Below are 25,700 nucleotides of genomic sequence, written 5' to 3' on the forward strand. Positions count from 1 at the left end.
TGGGGCCAGTGCGGATCGGGATTGACCCTCCGCGGACTGTGATGGCCGCACTGGTGATTTAGCGCCAATCGAGGCCGTTCAGTGTGTCATATCGTTCATCATCGCCGAGCTGAATATCGACACGGCTACGATTAGTTAGTTGCCGGTAGGCGAGCTATTGGGCAGCAGCACCTTGCGCAGATCGTCTTCGACTTCGACAACCGTGATGCAGACCAACTCGTTGCCCCCTTCCAACGGCTCGTCGGCCTCCGGCACGATGGCCCGCGATCCGCGTGGGCTGGTGACCAATGCAGCATCCCGTGGTAGTTGCAGTCTGCTTACCGGATTGCCGCTCCACGGCGTGTCGTCGGGCAGGGTGATCGCTAACAGGTTGGCTTGGCCCTTACGGAACTCCATCAGTCGAAATCAGTCGAACGAGGTCGCCGATAGCGACGGCCTCCTCGATCAGCGAGACCAGCATGCCCGGGGTTGACACTGCCACATCAACACCCCCAACCATCGGTAAACAGCCATTCGTTACGGAGATCGTTGACTCGGGTCACCACCCGGAGTACCGCGAATTCGGTTTTGGCGAGCAAGCTTAGCACCATATCAACTTTGTCATCACCGGTGGTGGCGAAGACGACATCAAACTCTCGAGATGTATCGACTCAAGCAGACTCAGCTCGCAGGCGTCGCCTAGTTGCGAGTTTGCGGCTGGAATGGTGTCGACTTCGACATGGTCGGCGTTGCGTTCGATCAGGGTCACGTCGTGACTGTTCCCCACTAGTTCGCGGGTGACCGAGTGGCCAACAGTCCCAGCTCCGGCAACGACTATTTTACGTTTGAGCTACTCTTCGACCCTGATTGGAATGTGTGTCCTCGCCTTCATTGCCCTGCACTCGCCTTGAAGTCTTCACTGGGCGGCAAGGCCGGCGATGGCTACCGCCTCGGCGGCACGACCCGCTATCGAGGCGACGTAGACTTGATCGCCAGCCTGGATGACGGTTTTGGGTTCTGGCAACACACCGGTTCCGAATCGGATCAAGAAGGCTATGCGGGTGTCGGTGGCCCGCTCTAGGTCGGTGGCTCGGTGCCCTACCCAATCTTCATGCAACATGACCTCGACAACGGCGATGGTACCGGTTGGATCGCGCCATTTGGCGGTCTCAGTCTCCCGGGTCAGTGCGTTGAGCAGGCGATTGGTGGTCCAGAGCACGGTGACAATCGTGGGGATGCCTAGGCGTTCATAGACTGCAGCGCGCTTGGCATCATAGATGCGAACGACCACCCGCTGCACACCGAAAGTCTCCCGGGCCAACCGTGCCGAGATGATGTTGGAGTTGTCTCCCGAGGATACTGCGGCGAACGCGCCGGCCTCTCCGATGCCTGACTGCAATGGCACATCGAGGTCGAACCCCTGGCCCAGTACCTTTTCGCCGGCGAACTCTGGGCTGAACCGATTGAAGGCGACACTTTCGCGATCGATCACCACGACGTCGTGACCGATCCGGGACAGATTGTCAGCCAGCGAAGAGCCCACCCGGCCGCACCCCATCACAACCACCCGCACCCGAGGTCCTTTCGGCTGATTCCTGTGCGTCTTACACAATCGGCAACCCACGTTGGCCAGCCAATTTCGGGGTCCGGGCCATTCCCGCCTACGGAACGCTACCGTCAAACCTAGGTGGGCTTACTCTTGGTTTTCGTGTCCCAACTTTCCACTGCCGTGCGTCGGTTGCTTATTGGTCGGCCGTTTCGTAGTGATCGGCTTAGTCACACGCTGCTGCCCAAGCGGATCGCATTGCCGGTTTTTGCCTCCGATGTGCTGTCTTCGGTGGCCTATGCTCCCGAGGAGATTTTTGATGCTCTCGGTAGCCGGCGTGGCAGCGTACTCGTTGACGTTGTGGATAGGCCTGGCGGTGGCCGCGGTGATGCTGGTTGTGGTGGCCAGCTATTGGCAGAATGTGTATGTCTACCCGTCGGGTGGTGGCGACTACGAAGAATGTAGTGACTACCAACCTCGACGACAATGCCGGCCTCACGGTGGCGAGTGCTCTGATGTTGGATTACGTACTCACCGTGGCCGTGTCGACGGCGTCGGCAATGTCGAACATTGGTTCTGCCCTCCCATTCGTGGCTGCACACAAGGTGTGGTTCTGTGTTGCTACGATCCTGGTGGTGATGGCCTTGCACCTGCGTGGTGTCCGTGAGTCCGGGGTGGCGTTCGCCATCCCGACCTACGCGTTCATCCTAGGAGTTTCGATCATGATCAGCTGGGGGGTTGTTCCGAATCTTTGTGTTGGGTGATCCGCTGCGGGCCTAATCCGCCGGCTTCGAGATGCGTGCCGCGTACGGCGAGGTCGTCGTTTTCGCGTTAGTGTTTCCCGTGGCTCGATCGTTCTCTTCGGGCTGCGCAGTATTGACCGGTGTTGAGGCGATCAGCATGGGGTGTCAGCGTTTAAGATACCCAAGTCGTGCAACGCGGCAACGACCTTGCTGATGCTGGGCGCAATCGCGGTTAGTTTGCTTGTGGGCATCATCGTGTTGGCCCAGCATATCGGGGTAAAGCTGGTGGAGGATCCCGAAAAGCAGCTTGGTGGTATCCCAGCGGACTATCTGCAGAAGACTCTGGTAACGCAGCTAGCAAAGACGGTATTCGACAGCTTCCGGATAGGGTTCCTGCTCATCGCCATCGTGACTGCCCTTATCTTGGTGCTGGCGGCAAACACTGCCTTCAACGGCTTCCCGGTCCTTGGCTCGGCGCTGGCATAGCACAGTTACCTTCCTCGCCAATTACACACTCGCGGAGACCGCCTGGCGTTTTCCAACGGAATCCTGTTTTTTGTCGGCCGACTCTCTCTGCAATCATCGCGTTCCGTGCCGAACCGACCGCGTTGATTCACTTGTACATCGTCGGTGTGTTCATATCGTTCACGTTAAGCCAAATCGGCATGGTCCAGCACTGGACCCGATTGCTGCGTACCGAGACCGATCCCACGGTGCATCGCCAGATGATGCGCTCACGGATGGTCAACACAATCGGTTTCCTATTCACCGGTGCGGTTTTGCTGGTCGTTCTGGTCACTAAATTCCTTGCCGGGGCGTGGATCGTGATGTTGCGATGGGTTTGTTGCTCATCTTGATGAAGCTGATCCGCAAGCACTACGACACCGTTAACCGAGAGCTCGAAGAGCAAGCCGCTGCTCAAGGTGACGTGGTGTTGCCCAGCCGCAATCACGCCTTGGTGCTGGTGTCGAAGTTGCATTTGCCGACCTTGCGTGCACTAGCCTACGCACGGGCGACCCGTCCCGATGTGCTTGAGGCTATCACGGTGAGCGTAGACGACGTGGAAACCTGTGTGCTGGTATGTGCCTTGCAGGACAGCAACGTTTAGTGTGCCGCTCAAGGTTATTGAGTCGCCGTATCGCGAGGTCACCCGTCCGGTACGAATATGTCAAACGAGTCAGCCAAGGGTCTCAGAGCACTGTGGTGACGGTATTCATTCCGGAGTATGTGGTTGGTCGCTGGTGGGAGCAATTGTTGCATAACCAGAGTGCACTGCGGCTCAACGGTCGGTTGTTGTTCATGCCTGGCGTGATGGTGACTTCGGTTCCCTGGCAATTGCATTCGTCGGGGCGAGTCAAGACGCTGCAATCGCACGCGGCTCCGGGCGATGCGCGTCGCGGAATATTTGAGTAAGCACCGAACCAGCTCCTGACTACGGGAAACGGGAGGCGCCGGTATCATCCACTCTCGGCACGCTGACGTTGGTCACCGGTATCCTCGCTAACAGCGGCAGCCGCGTTGCGCACCATGAAGGGCCGGGTTGTACCGGGTTGTATTTGTCCGCTATGAATTGACTGGTGCGCGGGTATGGGTGCAAGTCGCCGCCGGGTTCCGAACTAGCATTCGCTGACCCGTAAGGTGGCCCGGGTACTGGAGCGCAAGTCGTGGTCAATGAGTTGGAACGGCCTGGTGGGCATCACTGGACTGACTCAGACACGGGAGTCGAACTGCTATCGGCTGCTAGCCAGACCACCAGACCGGGTGGCGAACCCGTGTTCGACTGGACGGCGGGCTGTACCGTAATCTTGGCTTTTAGCGCTACTACAACGCACAGCTGGCGACTGTGAGCTGTTACCGGCCGGAATGTAGGATGGGTCTGGCCGACGTCGATTGGCTGCCGACCGCTCAACTGGAAACGTTACGGTCGACGATGGTTATAGCGCCATGTGGTGCGAGCGGGCCGCCGCAACGCGGCCAAAAACGTGACTAAGGTTGTGTAGGGTAGCTTTCACGCTACGCATCTGGTGAGTACCGGTGATCGCCTTTTGGCAGGAGCACCGGGATGCCGGGGGCTACAGCAGCCTAGCCCTCCACTGGGCACAGCCCGGTGCCGGCATGGCTGCTTGGGATCCAGGCGGTGACGCGGTCGGGCACTCCGGATGGGTGTTGGCCATCGATATCGCTTCCGCGGCATCACGGGCAGCTCGAGCGGTGTTAGTCGATCTGCACGCCGTGGATGCCATAACTGATTCGGTTAGGCGAGTGCTGGCTGTACGACAAGTCGGCGCCGGCGTATCGGTGTTGGAGGCCTCCTAGGTCAGGTGCCGTACGCGATGTTGTCGACTTACTGTCCTCGACCGAGGTTCCGCGAGTGGTGCATATCGGTTGTGAGGCTGCCTCTTTCGTTGGCGATATCAGGTTCTACCGTGGCCATGGCTACGTCGTCGAGAAGACCAAGGTCTTCGATGCATCCACTGGGCCAATCACATCGAGTGCGTTGCATTGTTGCTCCGCTAACCTGCTGCCGCCGGCGTTGCAGAGGTGTGGGGATCTCGCCCAGTAGAAATGCGTAGAGGTCATTGTATCTGGGTCAGTCGATCCCGGGATGCTGCCTGGCTTGATGCTGATCAGCGTACTCGTTCACCGCACCTCCTTGTTGTCATCGTGTGAATGAGAAAATACCGTCGTATTCGGGACTGTCAAAAATTTTTGAAAGTTCATGCCCTTGCTCTACGCGGGTGAGTATATGCAGAATCTGATAGGCACATCGCAGAGTTTGTGTAACTTCGGTTATCGAGGTCCGCGAGCCGACTTTCACGTATTCGAAGGCCGTTGCACCGACGATTCGTGGCATGAATTTCGCTGTCGGATGGGGCGAGGTTTTCGGTTTTTTCGGTCCCGACTACACCTGGAAGTTGACTGCGCAAAAGCTGCTGACCGAGCTGTTGTGCGGTCATGATGGTCAGGTCATAGTGTGGGCCTGCGCCTCACTCGATTGGGGGGATTCGACTACTATGAGCACATCGGTGTGTCGTTCGAACTGTCCAGCTTTGGCAAATACTACCAAAAACTGATCGACCTCGAGAACTTGCGTTTCTTCCCGTCGCTGTACGGTCGCTCGACGGCCGACCCGATGCAACTGCCGGACGCTCGGGCCTGGTCCAAGCTGTTCACACCCGAGTGGTTCGGTACTCCAAGGGCATGCAGATGCGGCTCACGTTCGCCCGGTCCCTAAATCAACCATCCTGAATTGTTATTCCTGGACGAGTCCACCTCCGGCCTGGATTCGATGAGTGCCCGCACCGTCAAAAGTATGATCCTGGACTTGAGGGCGCAGGGGAACAGCGTATGTTTCACCACCGACGACATGGCTACCGTCGACGAGCTCTGCTACCGGGTTGCCTTCATTGTCGACGGGACACTTATCTCCTGGAACTCTCGCGTGGAGTTGCGGATCGCCCGCAGTCAGAAGGTTTAATATCTCCGCAAAACAGGCGCTCTGAGGGCATCCGACTTTTCGATGGACACGCGGTCCGATAATATGGCGTTCCACGTGTTGATGCGTAACCGGCGCATGGAGACCATTCACAGCCGGGAAGCCAGCCTCGATGATGTCTTCGTTGAGATCCACGACAGGCAGCTAACATGATCCGTCTGGCCAGTGCGTTACGTCTTGAGAGGCCTGTTAAAGTGCAGCAAAGTTTTTTTGTTAGGTAACTATGTACTGGCGAAGTCTGGATGATTTTGCTGGTGACAGCATGCGCATTGGTCGTTTTTGGTTGCAAGGATATTTTGCGCCTCCTATCGAGACCCCTTGCTAGTCATGGCTGTCCAGCTTGCCAGTAATATGTACTATGCGCGCTGCGGTATTGGCCAGCGCTGCTGGCGCGTCGCAACGAGTTTGACCTTGTTCCTGAATACCCACTGATCCTGACCACATTCTTGTTATTGATCTAGTACTGATTAGCATCGGCGCGGCGTTCCTGGTGCTGGATGAAGTTGACTCTGGCGCTTTAATTGCACTGCGGGGTTACCGTGGTACACTTGACAGTGTTTGTGCCTACCGGCTAGCCGCTGTGCTCGTGGCGCCGACGGTCTATGTCGTCGCGGCGACATCGTTCAGTGGTCTTCCAAAAACTGGCTTGGTTCCGATCGGATTGCTGGCCGGGTTGTCGGCGTTGGTGACTCTGCCGCTGACCCATCGCCTTGGCCAGCAAGAAGATTCAAGGTTTGGCAATGTTGTGTGCGCTTAGCAATGCTGATCGCCGGACTGCCTTGTTTACCATGATTAATCAACTTCGGCTGGGACTTCGCCTTCGGCGTCTTGCCACTTTACTGGGCCGCCAAAGTGTTCTGAGTGGCCTGTGTCACTGGCATGTGATGGCCTTATCTGGCTGCTGGTTTTCGGTTACAACCTCGCTATCGCCTGGCTACTGTTTCGGTGATTTCGTGCTAAGCACATCTGAATAACTGAGCTCACCTCACCACGAGATAACGCAGCCATAAGTAGATTCCTGCGAGAGCGATCGAGACCACAGTGACTGCAATGCCTTTGCGGGTGAATTCCCAGAACGATATGGGAGTTCCTGCGCTCCTAGCGATTCCAAACATAACGACATTGGCACTGGCGCCGACGGCAGTAAGGTTGCCGCCGAAATCAGCTCCCAACGCCAGTGCCCACCATAGAGTTTCGTTGTGGCTTTGATCCGGCATAGATGCTACCAACTCCGAGACAATGGGTGTCATCGTGGCGACGTAAGGAATGTTGTCTATTATGCTGGATACTAGAGCTGAGACGCCGAGAGTCAGTACGACGGCGAGTAACTCGTGGCCACCGGTCAAGGTAGTTGCCGCCCGTGCCATCTGATTGACCACGCCGGTTTTCACCAAAGCCCCGACCATGATGAACAGGCCGGCAAAAAACAGCAATGTCTCCCACTTGACGCTGGACAGGTAATCGGACTGTTCCACCTTGGAGATCACGATCAGAATGCCGGCACCCAGCATCCCTACCAGGGACGGCTCGGTGTGCAGCACCGGATGGGCGACGAAGGCGACGAATACCAGCAACAGGACAACGCCGCATTTGATGAGTAGCCAGCGATCGCGGATTGCTTCACGCTCGTTCAGTGACATGATATCGGCGACCCGCTCGGGATCGACCTTGAATGCACCGGGAAAAAGGCGTGGCAGCGATGCGCAGAGCACTACTGTCACGATGATCACGATCGGTGTCAGGTGGATCAGGAAGTCGTTGAAAGAGAATCCCGCCCGACTGGCGATGATGATGTTGGGCGGGTCGCCGACCAACGTCGCCGCTCCGCCGATGTTGGAGGCGAAGACTTCGGCCATCAGAAACGGCGCCGAGTTGATTGCCAGGCGGTCGCACACCAACAGCGTGACTGGAACAATCAACAGCACTGTGGTGACGTTGTCCAGTAAGGCCGACCCGAACGCCATCACTAGCACCAGCAGGAGCAGGATGCGCAGCGGGGAGCCATGTGAGCGTTTGGCAGTCCAGATTGCGACGTATTCGAACACACCGGTTTGGCGCAGCACACCGACGATGATCATCATGCTAAACAGCAAAAAGATGACTTCCCAATCGATTCCGGTCTCATGAGAGTAGAAGATGTCCTCGGAATTGATAATGGGCAAAGTGACCATGATCGCTGCACCCGCCAGGGCCGCCAGCGTCTTGTTGACCCGGTCGCTGGCGATCAGTGCATAGGTGACGATGAACACAGTGACCGCAATGACACTCATCGAGCTTCCTGCGCTGTTGTCCCCAGTTCACTTGTCACTGCATCGGTCGGGTTCAATGTTTTAGCGCCGCTCTTAGCAGGCGCGATGCTGTGATTACACCGAGCAGCTGTCCGCCTTTGACCACGGCCAGCAGCGGGCTGCGCCGCCGTGACATAGTGGCGGCCACCTCGATGATGGTGTCGTCAGCATTGACTGGGGAAACGTTGACGAGGTAGTCTGGTAACACATCGCGGACCTTTTTGCTGCTCAACTTTTCCGCCGCCTGGTCGGCCGTCGACTCGTTGAGCACGCCAGCCAGCGAGGGATCATCCTGAATATATCGGGGCACAATGAATCGCACCACCTGGGATGCAGGCAGCACTGCATAGGGCTTATCAGACATATCGGTGACCAAGAGTCCAGGAAGGCCGTGCTCCGCGAGCATACGAGCAGCATCCAGTGCGCTCGAATCGATGCTGATTGCCGGAAAGTCTTCGGCAATGTCTTCTGCGCGCATGTGGTGACGATACGTCTGTGTGGTTCGTGGAGTGTGGACGACATCGAGACGAACAGTGTATTTCTAGGATTGCAGGGACACCGCTGTCGACCAGTATTCCTCCCTCACCGCAGACTGACACTGCCAAAGAGGTGGTTCAGTTATCCGTTCTGGTGGTCCCCACCCGTGTGGTACCTGAGTACACTAACTGAATGCTGGAACAGATCCGCAGGCCCGCTGATCTGCAGCATTTTTCTCAGCAGCAGCTACGGGATCTGGCTGCCGAGATCCGTGAGCTCCTCGTTCAAAAGGTGGCGGCCACCGGGGGACACCTGGGGCCTAACCTGGGTGTTGTCGAACTCACGCTGGCGCTGCACCGAGTGTTCGACTCACCCCATGATCCGATTATCTTCGACACCGGTCACCAGGCGTACGTCCACAAAATGTTGACGGGGCGCTGTCAGGACTTCGACAGTCTGCGTAAAAAGGCCGGGCTGTCGGGGTACCCGTCTCGCACCGAGAGCGAACACGACTGGGTGGAGTCCAGCCACGCCAGCGCCGCGTTATCGTACGCTGACGGCCTGGCTAAGGCATTCGAGCTGACAGGACACCGCAACAGACACGTGGTCGCGGTGGTTGGGGATGGCGCGCTTACCGGTGGCATGTGCTGGGAAGCGCTGAACAATATGGCGGCAAAACCGCGCCCGGTGGTCATCGTAGTCAATGACAATGGCCGCAGTTACGCGCCCACGATTGGCGGTGTCGCCGATCACCTTGCCACGCTGCGGCTGCAGCCGGCCTACGAACGTCTACTTGAGAAGGGTCGTGATGTACTGCACTCGTTGCCGCTGGTCGGCCAGGTCGCTTACCGTTTCATGCACAGCGTCAAAGTTGGTATCAAGGATTCCCTATCGCCGCAGCTGCTGTTCACCGACCTCGGGCTAAAGTACGTTGGCCCGGTTGATGGTCACGATGAACATGCGGTGGAGGTCGCGTTGCGTAAGGCTCGCGGCTTCGGTGGACCGGTGATCGTGCACGTCGTTACCCGCAAGGGCATGGGTTACCCCCCGGCCGAGGCCGATCAAGCCGAGCAGATGCATACCTGCGGCGTGATGGACCCGACGACCGGGCAACCCACGAAGATTGCCGCTCCTGGCTGGACGGCGATCTTTTCCGATGCCCTCATCGGTTATGCCATGAAGCGACGCGACGTTGTAGCTATTACCGCGGCTATGCCGGGCCCTACCGGTCTGACAGCGTTCGGTCAGTGTTTTCCGGATCGGTTGTTCGATGTCGGGATCGCTGAGCAACATGCGATGACGTCGGCGGCCGGGCTAGCGATGGGCAGGATGCACCCAGTGGTGGCGATCTATTCGACATTTCTCAACCGGGCGTTTGATCAGATCATGATGGATGTGGCGCTACACAAGTTGCCCGTTACCATGGTGATTGACCGGGCCGGCATTACCGGTTCGGACGGCCCCAGCCATAATGGCATGTGGGATTTGTCGATGCTAGGCATCGTACCGGGGATGCGGGTGGCCGCGCCTCGGGACGCCACTCGGTTACGTGAAGAACTCGGTGAGGCGCTTGACGTCGACGACGGTCCGACGGCGATACGATTCCCTAAAGGCGAGGTGTGCGAAGATATTCCGGCTTTGAAGCGCCGATCGGGTGTGGACATACTCGCGGTGCCGGCTGCGGGGCTGGCCCAGGACGTGCTGCTGGTGGGGATCGGCGTTTTTGCGTCGATGGCGTTGGAGGTGGCTAAGCGGTTGCACAACCAGGGAATCGGCGTAACAGTCGTTGACCCGCGTTGGGTGTTACCGGTGTGTGACGGTGTTCTCGAACTGGCGCATACGCACAAGCTGATCGTCACGCTGGAGGACAACGGGGTCAATGGCGGTGTGGGCGCAGCTGTCTCTACCGCGCTGCGTCAAGTGGAGATTGACACGCCTTGCCGCGATGTTGGATTGCCACAAGAGTTCTACGATCACGCTTCGCGGGGTGAGGTGCTGGCCGATTTGGGGCTGACCGACCAAGACGTCGCCCGTCGGATCACTGGTTGGATTGCCGCACTCGGCCACTGCGGTTCCGGTGACAATGCATGTCAGTACGGTCCGCGGAGCAGCCAGACCATGTAGCTTGGGCCTGGCGACGATGCCGATCGCCATATTCATTCTTGTATAAAATTATTGACGGCCAAGTACACTATTGCCCACCGGATACGCGGAATCCCGTCCTGCCTTCAGTGCGGAGTTGTCGTTTCATTCTTTCGCATAAGATCGTACTCTGCCTAGTTTGCGGTATATCGGTACGGGTGTTAATGCCCGATGACCGTGAGGACACGAGATCAGCGATGTGTGCAGGACCGAGCTATACATTGATAATTTTGGAGCCAGACCAATTTTGACTGCGAACTGGACATTATTTTCTGAGGTAGATACGTGAATTTTTTGAGTCGGATGTATTTGTCGCTGGATTTACTACTCGCCTTTCCTTATGACGACATGCACTGTGGCATCTGAAAGAGATCGTATGAAACCGTCAAAGCCAGCCAGAACTCAATTTTTTATTGCCGGGGGTGGAATCTCCGGTATAATTGTAGCCATTATTCTGGCCTAAGCCGGCGTACGGATCATGTTATGCGAAGCAGCACCTGAAACCAGAGGTAAGGTCGAGAGTCTGCGCTGTAAAGTAAGGTAACCCGATCGAGCACAGTTTGCAAATGTATTGGTTCCTATTATCCAACGCTGCTAACGTTGCTCTCACGCATACTCACCGATAACAGTATGACCGTTCTCAACAATCTGGTTGGCGTGAGTCAAATTTGTCTTTACGGGAACCTCGTTATTGGTCGGTATGCACGCGGAAGGTGGGTAAGGTATTCGAACCGCTTCAACAATATGGGCTGGATCGCGTTGCGCAGCACAGTGCTGATTGTCGATCTGGCCTACCAGGGAGTGGTGTCTCCTACGGATCATCCCATATTTTACGTTCATATGCTACTGTTGTGGATGTGTCGGGTGTGACTAGTTGCGGAGCTGGGCACCACTTCATGTGCGGACTGTATGCAACTGAATTGCCAGTACCCCAGGTAAAGAATTTTTTCTGAGTTTCCGGAAAATTTTCGTTGTGGAGCGTCCGGAATCATCAGCAGCGATCGCGGACCTGGTTCTTAAGGAGCTGTTTAATTTTACGAGTCGACCACCTGACCTAAACTATGTAACGCTGCCCTCAGTTATGATCGTCGATTGACCTACGAGCTAGCGCATGATCGAGCCTGTACTCATCCACTTGCATAACCTCGGTGTCGATATACATTTCGACTTGTGTATTAATGATACCGACTTCCATGATGGCCGGCTAACCGGATTGATATCGGTCTATGGATTCCGGTTTAGTTGTGACGATGCCATTATCGCCTTACCCTATCTGACATTGCTCGATATGGCCACATAGGATCACGTCAAGCAACGTTTTCCTAACCTAAAGCAGCAGCATAGAATTGCACTCGAATTATCGAGTGTGATCCATTTTCTACGTGAGATCCCGGCAACATGTTCTCATTTATACTTCCCGGAGTCTTCACTGTGTACTTAGACAGTGACTAGTCCCATGGTTTTTGTGGTTTAGGGCGCGGGCTTCTGGAAAATATTCGCTTACCGGAGGGAACCAAAGTACGTTCTATTGGTAGCCTGGGGTGATATGGATAGGCCTGGTTGGGTTGTCTATCGACCGGTGAGCCAATGCACACTAGATGAGATCTTGACTGAGTGCTTGGCGCAATGCGATTTCGATGATCGGTTGCAGATTCAGGGCTGGGAGAACGATTACCAGCTGAAAGCAGGTAAGTTAAGGTCGACTACAAAACGTTGGTGGGTGATCTACCGCCACATCTTACCCTGACGCCTGCGCGTGGTATGCGCATGGTCAATCGATTTGCCATTAGCCATATCGATAACGGGTGCGTACCATCGATCGCTTCGTATTCGCACAGAAGTGCCTAAATTCTTTATTGCCGGCGAAGTGGTCTCTTCACCGGAGCCGATTTTGTTATTTCTGCCATGGAGAAGGCGGCCCGCTTCGGGTATGTGGCCGTCAGCCAGGCAGTCAACATTGCCGCTCTGCACGGCTGTGTCTGACCTGCAAATGGACTTGCGGGATCCTGTCCTTTTGCTGTGCCGCGGTTGCGCGGACCGATGTGTGGTGGTGGAATCGTCACCGTCCGACCCTCCCACATGGGCGTTAGACAGCCGACGACTGCACTGCCGAGGCCAGAATGGTCACCACGAGTTCTCGCTGCCATAGCCGTGCTTGGCCGACACGCAAATACTCCTCGACTGCATTGACCGGGTCGATCGAGCTTTTCTGCAAGACTTCCCAGTCCCAGCACAGTCGTCGCACCAAGTCAGGCGAGACGAGATTTTCCGTCGGTACCCCAACCCGCTGCGACACCGCTGCCAGTGCCGCTCTGGCCGCCTCCAGCCGTGCGGCGGCATCTGGTTTGCGCCGGGCCCACCGCCCGGGCGGCGGTGGTACATTAGATAATTCGGTCTCGTCCGGTAGATCTTGGCTCTGTCGTGCTGTTTCCAGCGCTGCCAACCACATCGCAGCGCTGCGACGCTGATTGCCTCCGCCGAAAGCCGGCAGTGCGGTCAGCTCGTCGATCGTTTTGGGGTCGGCGATGGCGGCGTCGATGATGGCGGCATCGGGCAGGATGCGGCGTGGTGCGATATCGCGACGTTGGGCTATACGGTCGCGCGTTACCCACAATTCGCGAACGGCGGCCAGGGCGTGCCGGTCGCGCACCCGGCGGATGCCTGACGTGCGTTGCCAGCGGTCCCGGTGGGTGGGTGGGGCAGTCTCGGTGGTGTTCCCCCTAGTTTCATAGGTCCGCAAGTAGTTGAATTCCTGCGTTGCCCAATCAGTTTTGTCTTGTTCGGCCAGCACCTTCGAGATTGCCACGCGCAGTTCGATCAGCAGCTCCACGTCCAGAGCCGCGTAGTTGAGCCAGTCCGAAGGCAGCGGACGTTTCGACCAATCGGCAGCACCGTGGCCTTTGGTTAACTCGAAACCCAGCAGCCGCTGAACCATTGTTGCGAGGTTCACCCTGTCAAATCCGGCCAGGCGTCCGGCAAGCTCGGTGTCGTACAACGCTGGCGGCCGCATGCCGACTTCGGCCAGACACGGCAGATCTTGATCGGCCGAATGCAGGATCCATTCGTCTTTGCTGATCACGTCGGCGACGGGTCGCAGCGCGGTCAGCGGATCATTGCCGTGGCTGACCGGGTCGATGAGGACGGTGCCGGCGTTAGCTCGTCGGATCTGAATCAGGTAAGCCCTGTTAGAGTAGCGAAAACCCGACGCCCGCTCGGTATCTACCGCGAACGGGCCGTGCCCTTGGTCCAGGCGTTCTGCGGCCGCTGCGATCTCGCTCGGGGTTACGGAGAGGTTCGGTATCCCGCCGGCCGGGTGGTGTAGCGGGGTGGGGTCGGGTTCAGTACCGCCCGGCTGATTGTCCGCCGGTTCGTGCATATCAGGCGCGTGAGCGCGAGCTCAGATCGATGACCCCGGCCGGCGGTAGTCCTGCGGCGTGTTCCAGCACCTCGCAGAATGCTTTGACGTGGACGCCGACCGCGGGGGTGGTTGCTGTCCACGATGCCCGCAGCTCTAGCTGATGGGCGCGTGGCGGTCCAGAGATATCTCCGTAACGCACTGACGTGGTGGCGGTGACGGTGCCGCCCAGCGCGGTGACGTGATCGATGCGCGATTCCAGCGCCTCGATCAGCCAGCTCCACGCCACTTCAGGCAGTAGCGGGTCAATGGCTTCGTGCGAGTCCAGGTCAGCCTGGATATAGGCGACCAGGCGGATGGTGCCGTCCCAAGCGTCGGAACCGTCGGGGTCATATAAGAGAATCAGTCGACCAAACGCGTTTCCCTCGGATCGCTCAGGGAGGATGTCAAGTTCGGGATTCTTGACCTCAGCTCCCAGTGCGTAGCTGTATGGCGCGAGCCGCTGCGGCGGTCGAATGGGGCCGAGTTCAATTTCCGGTCGTACGGTAAAAGCGTTCATTGCCGCGACTGCTTCGCGAAAGGGAGTTGGTTCGGCTGCGGTCACGAGCGCCACTCCTCTTCGTCGCTTCGCTCTGCATCGTAGCCGGCGCGAATCATAAAGCTTGACGGTAGCCCCATCGGCCCACACGTCGTGACAGGCGCGCCGTGTTGTGCTGTTTGAGCTGGTGTGAGCCTCTCCGGATATTTACCGGGATTGCCTCAGGAGGTATCGGTGTTGGCACCAAATAGCGTGGGGCGCTTTCGCGGTGCGCCACGAGCCCTTCAGCGACGTCGGAGCCGCTGAACCCGATGCAGTCTAGGCCGAGCGACGTTTCGAAGGCCGGCCAGGACATGCGGTACCAGTAATTCAGGCTGTATTTGGTCCATGCGGATCGTGTTTTGCTCCCTTTGCATCCCGTTCTCGGCGAGGCGGGCGGTGGTCGGGAGTATCTCAAGTTATCTTCGACGCATGTTGAGACCAGGACGATACGTTCGGCTTCCTCTTCGAAGAGCGCCTCGTAGGTGAGCAGGTAATCTGTAGTCTTGGCCATGCCAACCAGCAGCGGACAGCAAATTGCGGCATAGGCACCGGCCGCCACCCGAGTTCGGTGTTCCCATCGATGATTGTTGCGGTTCGTCTTGCCACCGATATGTTGGCAAGCAGCGCCTTCACCAGACCCGCTCTCACGGCTGGGCCTCGAATCGCCTACACCACCAGCTTGTCGAAGTCGGCCAGATTGAGCCCCCCAAGTCTTTCGGCGGCTGTTAGCCGCTGCTGGTCGGTGTCGACCATAGTCGACGTGTACCCCAAACGTTGCCGCATACAGCCCGATCGACAGCTGACCAACCGCCAGAACACGGCGATCGAGCCGGTCGAGACTGGCCAGCTCCACTGCGGATCAAGACGATGCCGCATGACGGGGGTCGTGATTTGATCACCGGCCAGATTTCAGTGCATTTGCGGTCCCGTAGAATTCAGCTCAGGTGTGTCAAGAATCAGGTTCAACTCGCTTTCTTGGCCTAGGATTGTCGCCGAGTTCGCAGCGAAGGATTAAGAAACTCTTCCTAGTGGCCTGGTTTCGACATTTCTGGGCGCTCCTGATGGTCATGATGTTACAGAGAGCGACGTCGGAGATGTGAGACTGGTCGGCCGGGTCTCAACCAGCCCCGTGGCATTATTGAGCTTGATGAGTACCCGTCGCGAGCTTCTCGAATCGCCGTATCTGGCCGCGGTCAGTGGACGCAAACCCTGCCGGGTTCCGGTGTGGTTTATGCGGCAAGCCGGCCGCTCGTTGCCTGAATACCGGGCGCTGCGCGAACGATACAGCATGCTGGCGGCGTGCTTCGAGCCCGAAGTGACCTGCGAAATCACCCTGCAGCCGTTACGGCGTTACCACGTCGATGCCGCGATCTTGTTCTCAGACATCGTGGTGCCGCTGTGCGCGGCAGGCATCGATCTGGACATCGTGCCAGATGTCGGTCCAGTGATCGGGGACCCGGTCCGCACCGCCGCCGATATCGACGCTATGAAGCCTCTTGATCCACAAGCGATCCAGCCTGTTTTCCAGGCTGTTTCGCTGCTGGTCACAGCGCTGGGTGATGTTCCGCTGATCGGTTTCGCCGGTGCGCCGTTTACGTTGGCATCCTACCTGGTCGAAGGCGGTCCTAGTCGTAATCATTCCCGAACTAAGGCCATGATGTTGGCCGAACCTGCTAGCTGGCATGCGCTGATGGATAGGCTGACCGATCTGACTCTCGAGTTCTTGCGCGGTCAAATCGACGCCGGAGTCGATGCCGTCCAGGTCTTCGATTCGTGGGCGGGAACACTGTCGCTGTCCGATTACCGCCAGTACGTGTTGCCACATAGCGCGCGGGTTTTCGCAACGGTGGCCGAACACGGGGTGCCGATGACGTACTTTGGGATCGGCACTGCCGACCTGCTGGGTGCGATGTCAGCGGCTGTGCGGTCAGGCCAAAAGCCTGGGCACCAAACCGTTGTCGGTGTGGACTGGCGAACCTCGTTGACCGATGCTGCTGCCCGAGTGGAACCCTGTACCGCGCTACAGGGCAACCTCGACCCGGTGGTGCTGTTAGCGGGCTGGCCAGCTGTCGAACGTGCCGCACGGACTGTCGTCGAAGACGGGCGCCGTGCCGTCGATGCTGGTGCGGCTGGCCACGTTTTCAATCTCGGCCATGGAGTGTTGCCGGAGACCGATCCCGGCGTGCTGACCGAGTTGGTATCGTTCATCCACTCGCTATGACGTCCCGCTCGTATTGTGTTGTGGGCGGAGGAATCTCGGGACTGACGGCGGCGTACCGGTTGAGGGCGGCTACGGGTGACGACGTTGCTATCACGTTGTTCGATCCCGGAGACCGACTCGGCGGGGTGTTGCGCACCGAGCGCGTAGGCGGACAGCCGATGGACTTGGGCGCCGAGGCATTCGTGCTACGCCGCCCCGAGGTGCCGGCGTTGCTGGCCGAGTTGGGCTTGTCAGAGCGCCAACGCGCCACCACCGGTGCCCGACCATTGATCTACAGCCAGCAACGGTTGCATTCGTTGCCACCGGACACCGTCGCCGGCATTCCGTCCTCGGCGACGTCGGTGGTCGGCCTGGTTGACGACGCTACAGTCGCGCGCATCAACGCCGAATCCGCCCGCCCGCTGAGCTGGGAATCCGGCAGCGATCCCGCGATGGCCGAATTGGTGGCCGACCGGTTTGGTGAGCAGGCCGTGGCACGGTTGGTGGACCCGCTTTTGGGCGGGGTCTATGCTGGCTCGGCAGCGACGATCGGGCTGCGCGCGGGCGCCCCGAGTGTGGCTGCTGCCCTCGACTGTGGTGCCACTAGTTTGATGGAGGCGGTTCGACAGGGATTGCCGCCGGTCGCGGCCAGGCCGGTTTTTGGAGCGCTAGACGGCGGCTACCAGGTGCTAATAGACGAGCTCGTTCGCCGCAGCCGGCTGAAGTGGGTAGCTGCCACCGTGGCGGGGCTCGATCGTGGGACGCGCGGTTGGACGTTGGTGGACGACACCGGTGCTTGCTGGTCCGCCGACGCGGTGATCCTGGCCATTCCGGCCCCACAGCTCGTGCGCCTGCTGCAGCAGATCGCCCCGCGCACAGTCGCCGCCGCAAGCCGGATCGTGAGTGCCTCGTCGGCGGTGGTGGCGCTGTCGGTATCACGAAACACCACATTCCCGCAGAATTCTGGTGTGTTGGTGGCCAGCGACGAGCGGCTGCGTGCCAAGGCGATCACGTTGTCCTCACGAAAGTGGGGGCTTCAAGGGGACACGCAGCTGGTGCGGTTGTCGTTCGGGAAGTTCGGTGATCAGGTGGCTTCGACTGCCTCGGACGATGAGCTGCTGGCTTGGGCGTTGTGCGACCTGGCCACCGTATTCGATGTGACCGTTGACCCCGTCGATGTATGCGTGAAACGGTGGATCGACGCGATGCCGCAGTATGGCCCCGGTCACGCCGATCTGGTCGCCGAGGTGCGTGCCGGCTTGCCGCCGACGCTGGTCGTGACTGGCAGCCACATGGACGGTATTGGTGTGCCTGCGTGTATCGGCGCGGCCGGGCGCGCGATCGAGGCCCTCCAATCGGAAGTGGCACGATAAGTTTCATGGCCAAACTTGACTACAATGCCCTGAACTCAACGCTTCGTTACCTGATGTTTTCGGTGTTCTCGGTGCGGCCTGGTGTTCTCAGTGCTCAGCGCGACACAGTGATTGACGACGCCCGCGCCTTTTTCAAGCACCAGGAGAAACGCGGTGTCGTGGTGCGCGGCCTCTACGATATCGCCGGACTGCGGGCGGATGCCGATTTCATGATCTGGACGCACGCCGAACGTGTCGAAGCGCTGCAAGCGACTTACGCCGATTTCCGGCGCACTACCACGCTCGGACGAGCTTGTTCGCCGGTATGGAGCAGTGTGGCGCTGCATCGACCGGCCGAATTCAATAAGAGCCACATCCCAGCTTTTCTGGCTGGTGAGGAGCCCGGCGCCTATATCTGTGTGTATCCGTTTGTACGGTCCTACGACTGGTATCTATTACCCGACGATGAACGCCGGCACATGCTTGCCGAGCATGGGATGGCCGCTTGTGGCTACAAAGACGTCCGCGCTAACACGGTACCGGCGTTTGCGCTCGGCGACTACGAATGGGTCCTGGCTTTTGAGGCTCCGGGGTTGGACCGCATCGTAGACCTGATGCGTGAATTGCGCGCTACCGAAGCACGGCGGCATACGCGCGCAGAGACACCGTTCTTCACTGGGCCACGCGTACTGGTCGAACAGCTCGTGAACTCGCTGCCATGACGGCCCAGTTCGACTCGACGGACCCACCCGTTTCGGGGAGATGTATCGCGACGCTCAGTTGTTGCATGGCCTACCCACCGCCACGCCACGGGATGCCGGTGGTCCGCAACCGCTAGTCCAGCAACGGGTTGCGATGGGGGCGCGATCCAGGTGAGGTGCTCGACCCGGGCACTGGGCTCCTATCGCCGCGTGATTTATTACGCCGCTAAGGGATACTCGGCCATCGGCGTCGACGGGTCGGCAGGAGCCACCGACTGCTTGCGGGACAACGCGTGCAAAGCCGGGGGTGTCGGTGGATTTCCGGGTGGCCGATGTGACGAAGCTGGACGGATTGGATGACCAGTGTGATACTGTACATCGACTGGACCTTTTACCAAACCTTAAGCACCGAGCCTGAACTGCAGAATTTTTCTGTAGTTCAGGCGCTACTGCTCGGCAACGAAGCCGGGTGCACGCCTATAGATATGCTTGAGTTCGGCGCACACGATGTCAACGGCTTGCTATCCCGCTGTTGTTATCCGAGGATGATTTGCGCCAGATGTTTTCCGTCGATGGTTGGGAGATCATCTACTTGGGAACGATGATCGAGTAGGTCGACCTCGGTGTCGAGACTTTCGAGATGATGGCTAAGCGACACCCGGATATGGCCGATTGGTGTGGTTCGTATTGGACCGGTGCCGAGTCATGGAACCATGGCTGACCAGCCGGCAGGTTGCATGCGTAGTTCTGGGAAGAGAACGGCTACTAGAGCGTACTGGGAGGTCATTAAGAGTTTAGCGTTTGGGCCACGAGACTTAAACTGTGGCGGTGTTTAACGGTCGGGTGGTTGCAACCGTTTAGGTGTCGTGTGTCGCGGCAGTTCTGACGCATGAGTGTGTTGCGCTACGTCCTCGGGCTCATCTTCAGTGACCATCTGGATGACGATCCAGCCGAGTTCTTTGAGATCGCGAAGCCGGTCCTGGTCGCGGGCGTACTGACTGGCGGTTGGTGCGATGGTGGTAGCCCGTCAATACTCGATAACCACCTTGCACTTTTCCCAGCCCATGTCAACCAACGGCAATCAGTCGCCAGTTTGACTGCACAGGTATTTGCGTGGGGGAATGGGCAGATAGGCCTCGATGAGCAGTAAGCGCAGCTACGTCTCCTTGGGCGCCGTGGTGCCCGGATCGGTTAGTAGAATCGTTGCGCGTAACCTTCGCCGGCCTCGCGCACCCGAGGATCGCTTGGCGGGTAGCATCTTCGCTCGAATACGTCGTTGCCCGCATCAGGGTGTCGAGCTGCGTCACCGCCTTGCCGGTAGACAGTTATGGCTAAGTCAAACACCGTTCTTGCGTAAGTGGTCACCAGCAGTCCGACGATCCGGGTAATCTCCCGACTCGACTAGCTGATTATGGGTGGTCACGCCGATCGGGGATGTGGGTTACGCCAGGTCAGTTCGACGGACTCATCGTCGTCAATACAATCCGAACCGTGCAGCGCTGCCGCGGCGCAATCCTGCAAATAAATAACGGGTTAGATCACAGGTAACTCGGCTACATAGTTGATACGTGCTCGGTCTGCCCCGCCACACAAGTGGTCTAGCGTACCACAAAACTTTGTCCACAAATGCAATCCACAAATGAAATGAAATGAAGTCACGACGAACTCGTACTATTTTGTTGTCGCGGTGGTTTTGGTGGGTGAGTTGTGATTGTGATCGGTGTAGTGCCGGTCTTGGTGAGTTGATCGGGCGGTGCATTTTGGGAAGTAGGTGGTGTAAAAGATCGCTGGTGTTCTCGTTGCTGCCGCGTTGTGGTGGTGAGTGAGGTCGCAAAAAGTAGATCGGTTGTGCTTGACAGGTGATGCGGCTATGAGCAGCCGTCTTGAGGCCCTGATCCCAAGCCGGGGGTTTTACCGAGGTTCTGCGGTAAAGCGTTGAGTGTGGTGATCATGGCCGCAGCGACCACATCAGTGCTGCGGCCCTTAGACAGGTGGCGCAGCTGCACGAACCCGATACTGTGTTCGGCCAGGGCGTTGATGTGGGGGGGCCTGGTTTTTGCCGATGATTAAATCGCCCGCCCAATGTTTTAGAGCACCGCACGGTCGTGCAGCTTCGGCGGCACGCTCACCGATGGTGACCATACCCAGAATATGGCGATGCCCGGTTTTGGTGCGCTGTGCCCGTAGTGTGCCTAACGCCCACCCAGTGTGCACACATGCCGGCCAACACCTGATGTCGTTTCCCGCGTCCTTGCACGAAGAACGCCTTGTACAGCGTTTCGTGAGGTACCTGCATCTTCGGGCCGGTCAGGAGAGGTCGTTGGCCAACACCCCAGCAATGTGTTCGGGACTGTACTTTTTGACTTTTTGGCCAGCAACGCTTCCACCACCGTACGCAACTGCCCACCGCGGCCAGCTGGCCGGCCTTTTCAGTCGCTGGGCCCGCTGCTCACTGCATAGCTAGGCACGGCGCGCTAAATAACCCGATTCAGCTTGTGCACCAGCACATGAAAGGAAAGCCTTTACTTGACATAATGTTGCTTATCGGCAAACGGCCAACGTGGGTGGCATTAGATAAAAGGGGTCGCAACTTCCAGTGACTATTAGCTGATCTACGAATGTCACGACACCGATGTTGGCTATTCATTCCCGGCTGGTCTGCTCACATCGTTTTATGTATGCGGCACGGTTGCCGTACAGTTCAATAATTCAATGAATAATTCGGGTGTTCGATACATCCTTGAGGATGTCTCTGCCGGCGGGCCTTACGGCCGGTGATCGAACATCCTATCTTCCTTTAAATTATATTTATTATATTTTTGTGGTACTATCAGTGATAAGTCACTATGACGAATCTGCTTGTGAAGCCGGGACTCAAGAGGCTATTGATTACAACGCGTCGAGTTGATAGTCGGCCAAACTCCAAGCGGTTGCCGGCAAAAATGGGTTGGGAACTATACCCGGCTGCATGCCATCTATTCGGCGCCACAATGACGTTTCGTTGCTTTCGAGCTGACGAGACAGTGCTCAATGTGATGGTTTATGCTTCTAACGCGCGAAATTACTCCAACTATTGGGTCCGCAGATGAATGATCGCTGGGTGTGATTCATGGAGGGGACGGTTGTTTGCGGTGGCGCTGGAGGGCGGCTTAGTATCGATTGTGGTGCGGCTCCTGTGGGCACGTAGGAGCCGGTGATGGCTTCTGATCGGGGCGCCAGCACGTTGAGATTTGGCTGGGACCACCCGTAAGTCGTCAACGGGGCGGCCTGCGGGACGTTGGTGGCCATCGGGCGGTTTTCCTCACTCGAATCGTCGCTACCCAATACGGAGGAACGCGCACCTATCGAGCACGCACCAGCTACCACTCACTCGGCCAATTACACCGGCTGAGAATTCTCGCTCCCTTGGCAATAAACCACTTCGGCAGCTAAGCACGGGATTCGACACTACACCTCTTCCGTTTAATGAATAATTCGCGTGTTGGGTGAAAGCCCGTGCCGCCCACCCTCGTGAGCTGTACGGGATGCAGTGGACCACCCTGCACTCCCCTCTTTTTGGCTGATGGGGGCTGCATATCATCAATACGTCTCGGTGACAAATTGTGTTATCAGACGTGTTAAGTGATCTCTACTGACTTCGTTCCGCTAGGTCGCTGGCTGAACGTGTCGGTGTAGTAGCTGGTCCCTTCGCCTGAGAGTTTCGCCCGATACATTGCGGTGTCGGCGTCGCGCAGGATCTGACCCACGTTGCGGGAGTCGTCGACTTCGATCGCAACGATACCGATACTCGCACTAAGGTGTAGTACAGCGTCGGCGACGTAGGTCGGCTCAAACAATGCTGCGTGCATCCTGTCTACGACTTTGCTCAATTCAGTATGTGTGATCTTTCCCAGGATAAGAGCGACGAACTCGTCACCTCCGAACCGACCCACCACGTCGCGTGATCGCAGTCCCGCCCGCAATCGTTGTGCTGCAGTCTGCAGCACAACGTCGCCAACATCGTGCCCCAGCGAATCGTTTATGCCCTTGAAATTGTCCAGGTCGATGAACAGCACCGCTGCCAGCAGCTGGTCGGAGGCGCCGCAGCAACGTTGTTCATCGATACGGGCGAGGATAGAAGTGCGGTTAGGCAGTCCGGTCAGCGTGTCGTGCGCCGCTTGATGGGCCAGGTATTGGCTGGCTTGGCGCTCGGCCGTGACGTCGGTGAAAGAAATCAGCAACGCCGCGTCTTTGGGATCGATGGGGTTGAGCGGTCGGCTGTTAACTGACAGCCAAACCCGTGTCCCGTCGCTAGGACGATCGATACCGATGATGAAGCCAGTTTTGAGGGTACCAGTCTGCAAGATCTCGAGCACAGCCCCTCGACCGCAGTCAAGCAGCCGGCCTTGGGAATCATACAGCGGAAGCGTCGCTGCCCGTTGGACAGGATCATCGAGAGCACTTCGGTCACTGACGCCAAGGATGCGCAGGGCGGCAGGGTTCACTGATTCGACGTAGCCGTCGCCGTCCAGGACAATGACTCCTTCCTCCAACAATGCCACGATAGTTTGAAAGCGGCGCTCGACTTGGAGCAGTGTGGTGTGATCACTGCACACCAGCACGAAGCCGTTTTCCATCGTGGCCGCAGATACCCGCATGACCATAGCCACGCCATCCGAGGCGTATTGGGTAGTGTGTAGTACCCCGCCCTCGGTGATGATGGCGCGCGGATCCAGCGGCGCGCCGACAGCTTCACTGATCGGCATGCCTAGGGCGTCTGATGCGGAGCGACGGTAGATGGCCTCCGCGGCCGGGTTCCAACTGGTGATGATGCCGGTCGACGTGGTGGCTATGATGGCGTCACTGACGTGGTTGACCAAACCCGCTTGGAAGCGCAACATTTCTTCCGCGGCTTTCTGGGTAGTAAGGTCACGAAAGATGACCTGGTAGGCGGGTTTTCCTTCCCATACGGTGAACACCGACACCGCTTCGACCTCAAGCATAGTGCCGTCGAGGCGTAGCAGCACCGCCTCCGATGGCTGGGATGCGTCGCCAACCTCGCGCAGGCCCGCGATGCGGGACATCATTACCGGCACGAAGTCGGGGTGGACAAACTCGATCAGCGGGTGCCCGATGATCTGCTCGGGCGACTGTGCGGCCATCCACTTGACACCAACGGGATTGAGGTAGATAACCCGACCACTCTCATGCACACAGGTCATGTTGGGGCTGTGGTCGATAAGCCGTTGGTATCGCTGCGCGACAGTATCATGGTGGCGGTGTTCGTTGTCGGCAGTTGACCCAGCTGAACACTCGCCGCTCTGAACCATGACGCTGCGCACCGTCTCCAACACTTGATTCCTGATTAATTTTAATTTCAACGCATCGTTTCCTTGGGCTAAGGTAGTGCATCACAGCAGGAGTACCGACCAACCCCGTAGACAGTTTTGCATAAAATCTGACGGTGGTGTCGCCGGTTGCTCCGTTCTTCCTTCCTGGAATGACCTTATTGCGTGAACCGAGCGAAATGAGGCACAAAAAAGGGAAAATCTTATCCTAAGGCGGGTGTCATTGGGATGTCCACGAGATGACAAAAAGTAAGGCGCAGGGAATAGAACGTGCGTGAACAGGCTATGGCGATGACCGAGATCGGAGCAGTAACTGGGTACGGCTGGGCACCAGGTATCTATAGGAGGGTTTGTTGAGCGGGAAACCAGCCGCCACCCTCTCGGGAGATACGGGCAGAACCGTGACGAGAACGTGAACGTGTGGTTGGTTCGGGTTAGCGATGACGGTGATCCCGCCGACGGAGCCAGCTTCGCAGCGCGCGAAGCAATCAACGATACGTTGGAGCGCGGATGGACTCCCGGGCTAACAGGTGGGCGTGGTACAAGCAGTTGTCGTTTCTGAGTTCGAATCTCGAGTAAGTACTGGGGTTGCTTCCAATGCCAGGACGGTGGACGGCGGCTAGTCCGCGATTACCTCGCTCTGATGCTTTTCAGATTGGTGTCGCTACCGATGAAGGAATACGACTTCCGTGGCCCCGCAATGAATTGTGTCAACGATGTTTGCCTCCGGCAATGCAGGGATATTCACGGCTGAGGTACGGCTGGATTGCGGCGTCGTTGACGATATGGTGTTTCTGCCCACCGGCTTGTTAATGACCCCGAGACGGTCGATCACTTCGTGCGGATGGGGTCGGCGTTATGGAATATCGAGCTGTTAAATGCGTACAGGCCCTTCCAGGAAGGCAGCCGGGGATTTCCGATGGGAGAAAAAGCTGCCGTGGCGTTCTTGTTGTCACGCAACTCCGGGCAGGTGTATGCGAATGTGTTAGGTGGCGTCATGTCGCACGACATGTACCATGTGACCTCCATCGACCTGGTCCACACCCAGACAGATAGAAAACGTGCGTGCGCCAGGCGCTCCTCTACCAAGCAGGTGTTGACCTCCAGCGCAACTCGGTACATGAATGCACACGGGCCTGGCACCCAACAGTGTGACCGTGCCGAGGCGGCAATCCTCGACGCGATCCTGAACAGGCGGCCGGAGATCTATTCCAGTCAAGCCCCTGATCGGTCACTGCCAAGGTGCAGCGTCAGCCGTTGAACTGGCTACCGCGGCATCTGCATACGAGTATGGGTCCCATCCCCGCCGCGTGTCGCTCCGAGCCATCCACAGCTGTTGGGCGGCCCCACGCCGATGGTTGAGGGACTCAACTCTGAAGACATCTTTGGGCATTGGCGGTTACAACGCTGTAGTGGTACTTGCCAGCCCCAATTAGTGATTCACCCATCGTCGGGCAGCCGGAAGTCGGACCCCGAGTCTGAGTCATTGGCTCAGCCTTGATCCAGCAGCAGTC

General features: G+C 58.0%; 13 protein-coding genes and 9 pseudogenes. 12 read left to right on the top strand and 10 right to left on the bottom strand.

Going from position 1 to position 25,700, the window contains the following annotated elements:
- Positions 1 to 135: 135 nt before the first annotated feature.
- Both MLPF_RS09505 and MLPF_RS09510 read right to left on the bottom strand, forming a co-directional pair.
- Positions 136 to 817 (bottom strand): annotated as a pseudogene (locus MLPF_RS09505) (potassium channel family protein).
- 50 nt (positions 818 to 867) lie between these two features.
- Positions 868 to 1,552, bottom strand: a pseudogene (locus MLPF_RS09510) (potassium channel family protein).
- Between the two features lie 135 nt (positions 1,553 to 1,687).
- On the opposite strand from MLPF_RS09510, the pseudogene MLPF_RS09515 reads away from it, so the two are divergent.
- The 4 pseudogenes from MLPF_RS09515 to MLPF_RS09530 all read left to right on the top strand — a co-directional run bounded on the left by MLPF_RS09515 (position 1,688) and on the right by MLPF_RS09530 (position 6,713).
- A pseudogene (locus MLPF_RS09515) lies at positions 1,688 to 3,681 on the top strand (APC family permease).
- A gap of 62 nt (positions 3,682 to 3,743) precedes the next feature.
- Positions 3,744 to 4,785: pseudogene (locus MLPF_RS17555) on the top strand (class I SAM-dependent RNA methyltransferase).
- 275 nt (positions 4,786 to 5,060) lie between these two features.
- Positions 5,061 to 5,917, top strand: a pseudogene (locus tag MLPF_RS09525) (ATP-binding cassette domain-containing protein).
- A gap of 89 nt (positions 5,918 to 6,006) precedes the next feature.
- Positions 6,007 to 6,713 (top strand): annotated as a pseudogene (locus MLPF_RS09530) (ABC transporter permease).
- A 31-nt stretch (positions 6,714 to 6,744) separates the two neighbouring features.
- Here MLPF_RS09530 and MLPF_RS09535 read toward each other — a convergent pair.
- Positions 6,745 to 8,034: an ArsB/NhaD family transporter gene (locus MLPF_RS09535; RefSeq protein WP_045842855.1), complete on the bottom strand. Its 1,290-nt coding sequence runs from the start codon at positions 8,032 to 8,034 to the stop codon at positions 6,745 to 6,747.
- A 52-nt stretch (positions 8,035 to 8,086) separates the two neighbouring features.
- Complete coding sequence (locus MLPF_RS09540; protein ID WP_045842856.1) at positions 8,087 to 8,530, bottom strand: CBS domain-containing protein; 444 nt, start codon at positions 8,528 to 8,530, stop codon at positions 8,087 to 8,089.
- A gap of 191 nt (positions 8,531 to 8,721) precedes the next feature.
- Here MLPF_RS09540 and dxs point away from each other — a divergent pair, with 191 nt between their 5' ends.
- Positions 8,722 to 10,653 carry a 1-deoxy-D-xylulose-5-phosphate synthase gene (dxs, locus tag MLPF_RS09545; protein ID WP_045842857.1) on the top strand — a complete coding sequence of 644 codons (1,932 nt, stop codon included), beginning with the start codon at positions 8,722 to 8,724 and terminating at the stop codon, positions 10,651 to 10,653.
- Positions 10,654 to 11,782: 1,129 nt separating this feature from the next.
- The gene (locus MLPF_RS09550) at positions 11,783 to 11,971 is read left to right on the top strand and encodes a hypothetical protein (protein WP_050039031.1); all 189 of its coding nucleotides are present in this window, start codon (positions 11,783 to 11,785) and stop codon (positions 11,969 to 11,971) included.
- Positions 11,972 to 12,757: 786 nt separating this feature from the next.
- Here the strand turns inward: MLPF_RS09550 and MLPF_RS09555 are convergent.
- From MLPF_RS09555 to MLPF_RS16355, 3 genes and pseudogenes are all read right to left on the bottom strand, one after another.
- Positions 12,758 to 14,047, bottom strand: coding sequence for an HRDC domain-containing protein (locus MLPF_RS09555; protein WP_045842858.1), 1,290 nt, complete (start codon positions 14,045 to 14,047; stop codon positions 12,758 to 12,760).
- Position 14,048: 1 nt separating this feature from the next.
- Positions 14,049 to 14,683 (bottom strand): annotated as a pseudogene (locus tag MLPF_RS09560) (DUF3000 domain-containing protein).
- A 134-nt stretch (positions 14,684 to 14,817) separates the two neighbouring features.
- Positions 14,818 to 15,593: pseudogene (locus MLPF_RS16355) on the bottom strand (enoyl-CoA hydratase-related protein); the annotation flags it as partial.
- Positions 15,594 to 15,753: 160 nt separating this feature from the next.
- Here MLPF_RS16355 and hemE point away from each other — a divergent pair.
- From hemE to MLPF_RS09590, 5 genes and pseudogenes are all read left to right on the top strand, one after another.
- Positions 15,754 to 16,827 (top strand): uroporphyrinogen decarboxylase, encoded by a 1,074-nt coding sequence (hemE, locus tag MLPF_RS09570; protein ID WP_045842859.1) that lies wholly within the window; start codon positions 15,754 to 15,756, stop codon positions 16,825 to 16,827.
- Positions 16,824 to 18,179, top strand: a complete 1,356-nt coding sequence (locus tag MLPF_RS09575; protein ID WP_045842860.1) for a protoporphyrinogen oxidase — start codon at positions 16,824 to 16,826, stop codon at positions 18,177 to 18,179. Before hemE ends, MLPF_RS09575 begins: the two co-directional genes overlap by 4 nt.
- Before the next feature lie 5 nt (positions 18,180 to 18,184).
- The gene (gene hemQ, locus MLPF_RS09580) at positions 18,185 to 18,880 is read left to right on the top strand and encodes a hydrogen peroxide-dependent heme synthase (protein WP_045842861.1); all 696 of its coding nucleotides are present in this window, start codon (positions 18,185 to 18,187) and stop codon (positions 18,878 to 18,880) included.
- Positions 18,877 to 19,657 (top strand): annotated as a pseudogene (locus MLPF_RS16360) (class I SAM-dependent methyltransferase). Before hemQ ends, MLPF_RS16360 begins: the two are co-directional and overlap by 4 nt.
- A gap of 91 nt (positions 19,658 to 19,748) precedes the next feature.
- The gene (locus MLPF_RS09590) at positions 19,749 to 20,009 is read left to right on the top strand and encodes a hypothetical protein (protein ID WP_045842862.1); all 261 of its coding nucleotides are present in this window, start codon (positions 19,749 to 19,751) and stop codon (positions 20,007 to 20,009) included.
- 41 nt (positions 20,010 to 20,050) lie between these two features.
- Here MLPF_RS09590 and MLPF_RS09595 read toward each other — a convergent pair whose 3' ends face one another.
- The 3 genes from MLPF_RS09595 to MLPF_RS09605 form a co-directional block, all read right to left on the bottom strand.
- Positions 20,051 to 20,203, bottom strand: coding sequence for a hypothetical protein (locus MLPF_RS09595; RefSeq protein ID WP_237755961.1), 153 nt, complete (start codon positions 20,201 to 20,203; stop codon positions 20,051 to 20,053).
- 524 nt (positions 20,204 to 20,727) lie between these two features.
- Entirely contained in the window at positions 20,728 to 20,865 is a 138-nt protein-coding gene (locus MLPF_RS09600) for a hypothetical protein (RefSeq protein WP_175266300.1), read from the bottom strand.
- Between the two features lie 1,611 nt (positions 20,866 to 22,476).
- Positions 22,477 to 24,192 carry a diguanylate cyclase gene (locus MLPF_RS09605; protein WP_045843144.1) on the bottom strand — a complete coding sequence of 572 codons (1,716 nt, stop codon included), beginning with the start codon at positions 24,190 to 24,192 and terminating at the stop codon, positions 22,477 to 22,479.
- An 838-nt stretch (positions 24,193 to 25,030) separates the two neighbouring features.
- On the opposite strand from MLPF_RS09605, the gene MLPF_RS09610 reads away from it, so the two are divergent.
- Entirely contained in the window at positions 25,031 to 25,447 is a 417-nt protein-coding gene (locus tag MLPF_RS09610; protein ID WP_050039117.1) for a beta-ketoacyl-[acyl-carrier-protein] synthase family protein, read from the top strand.
- Positions 25,448 to 25,700 lie beyond the last annotated feature (253 nt).

This window comes from Mycobacterium lepromatosis (genome assembly GCF_000975265.2).
GTDB lineage: Bacteria > Actinomycetota > Actinomycetes > Mycobacteriales > Mycobacteriaceae > Mycobacterium > Mycobacterium lepromatosis.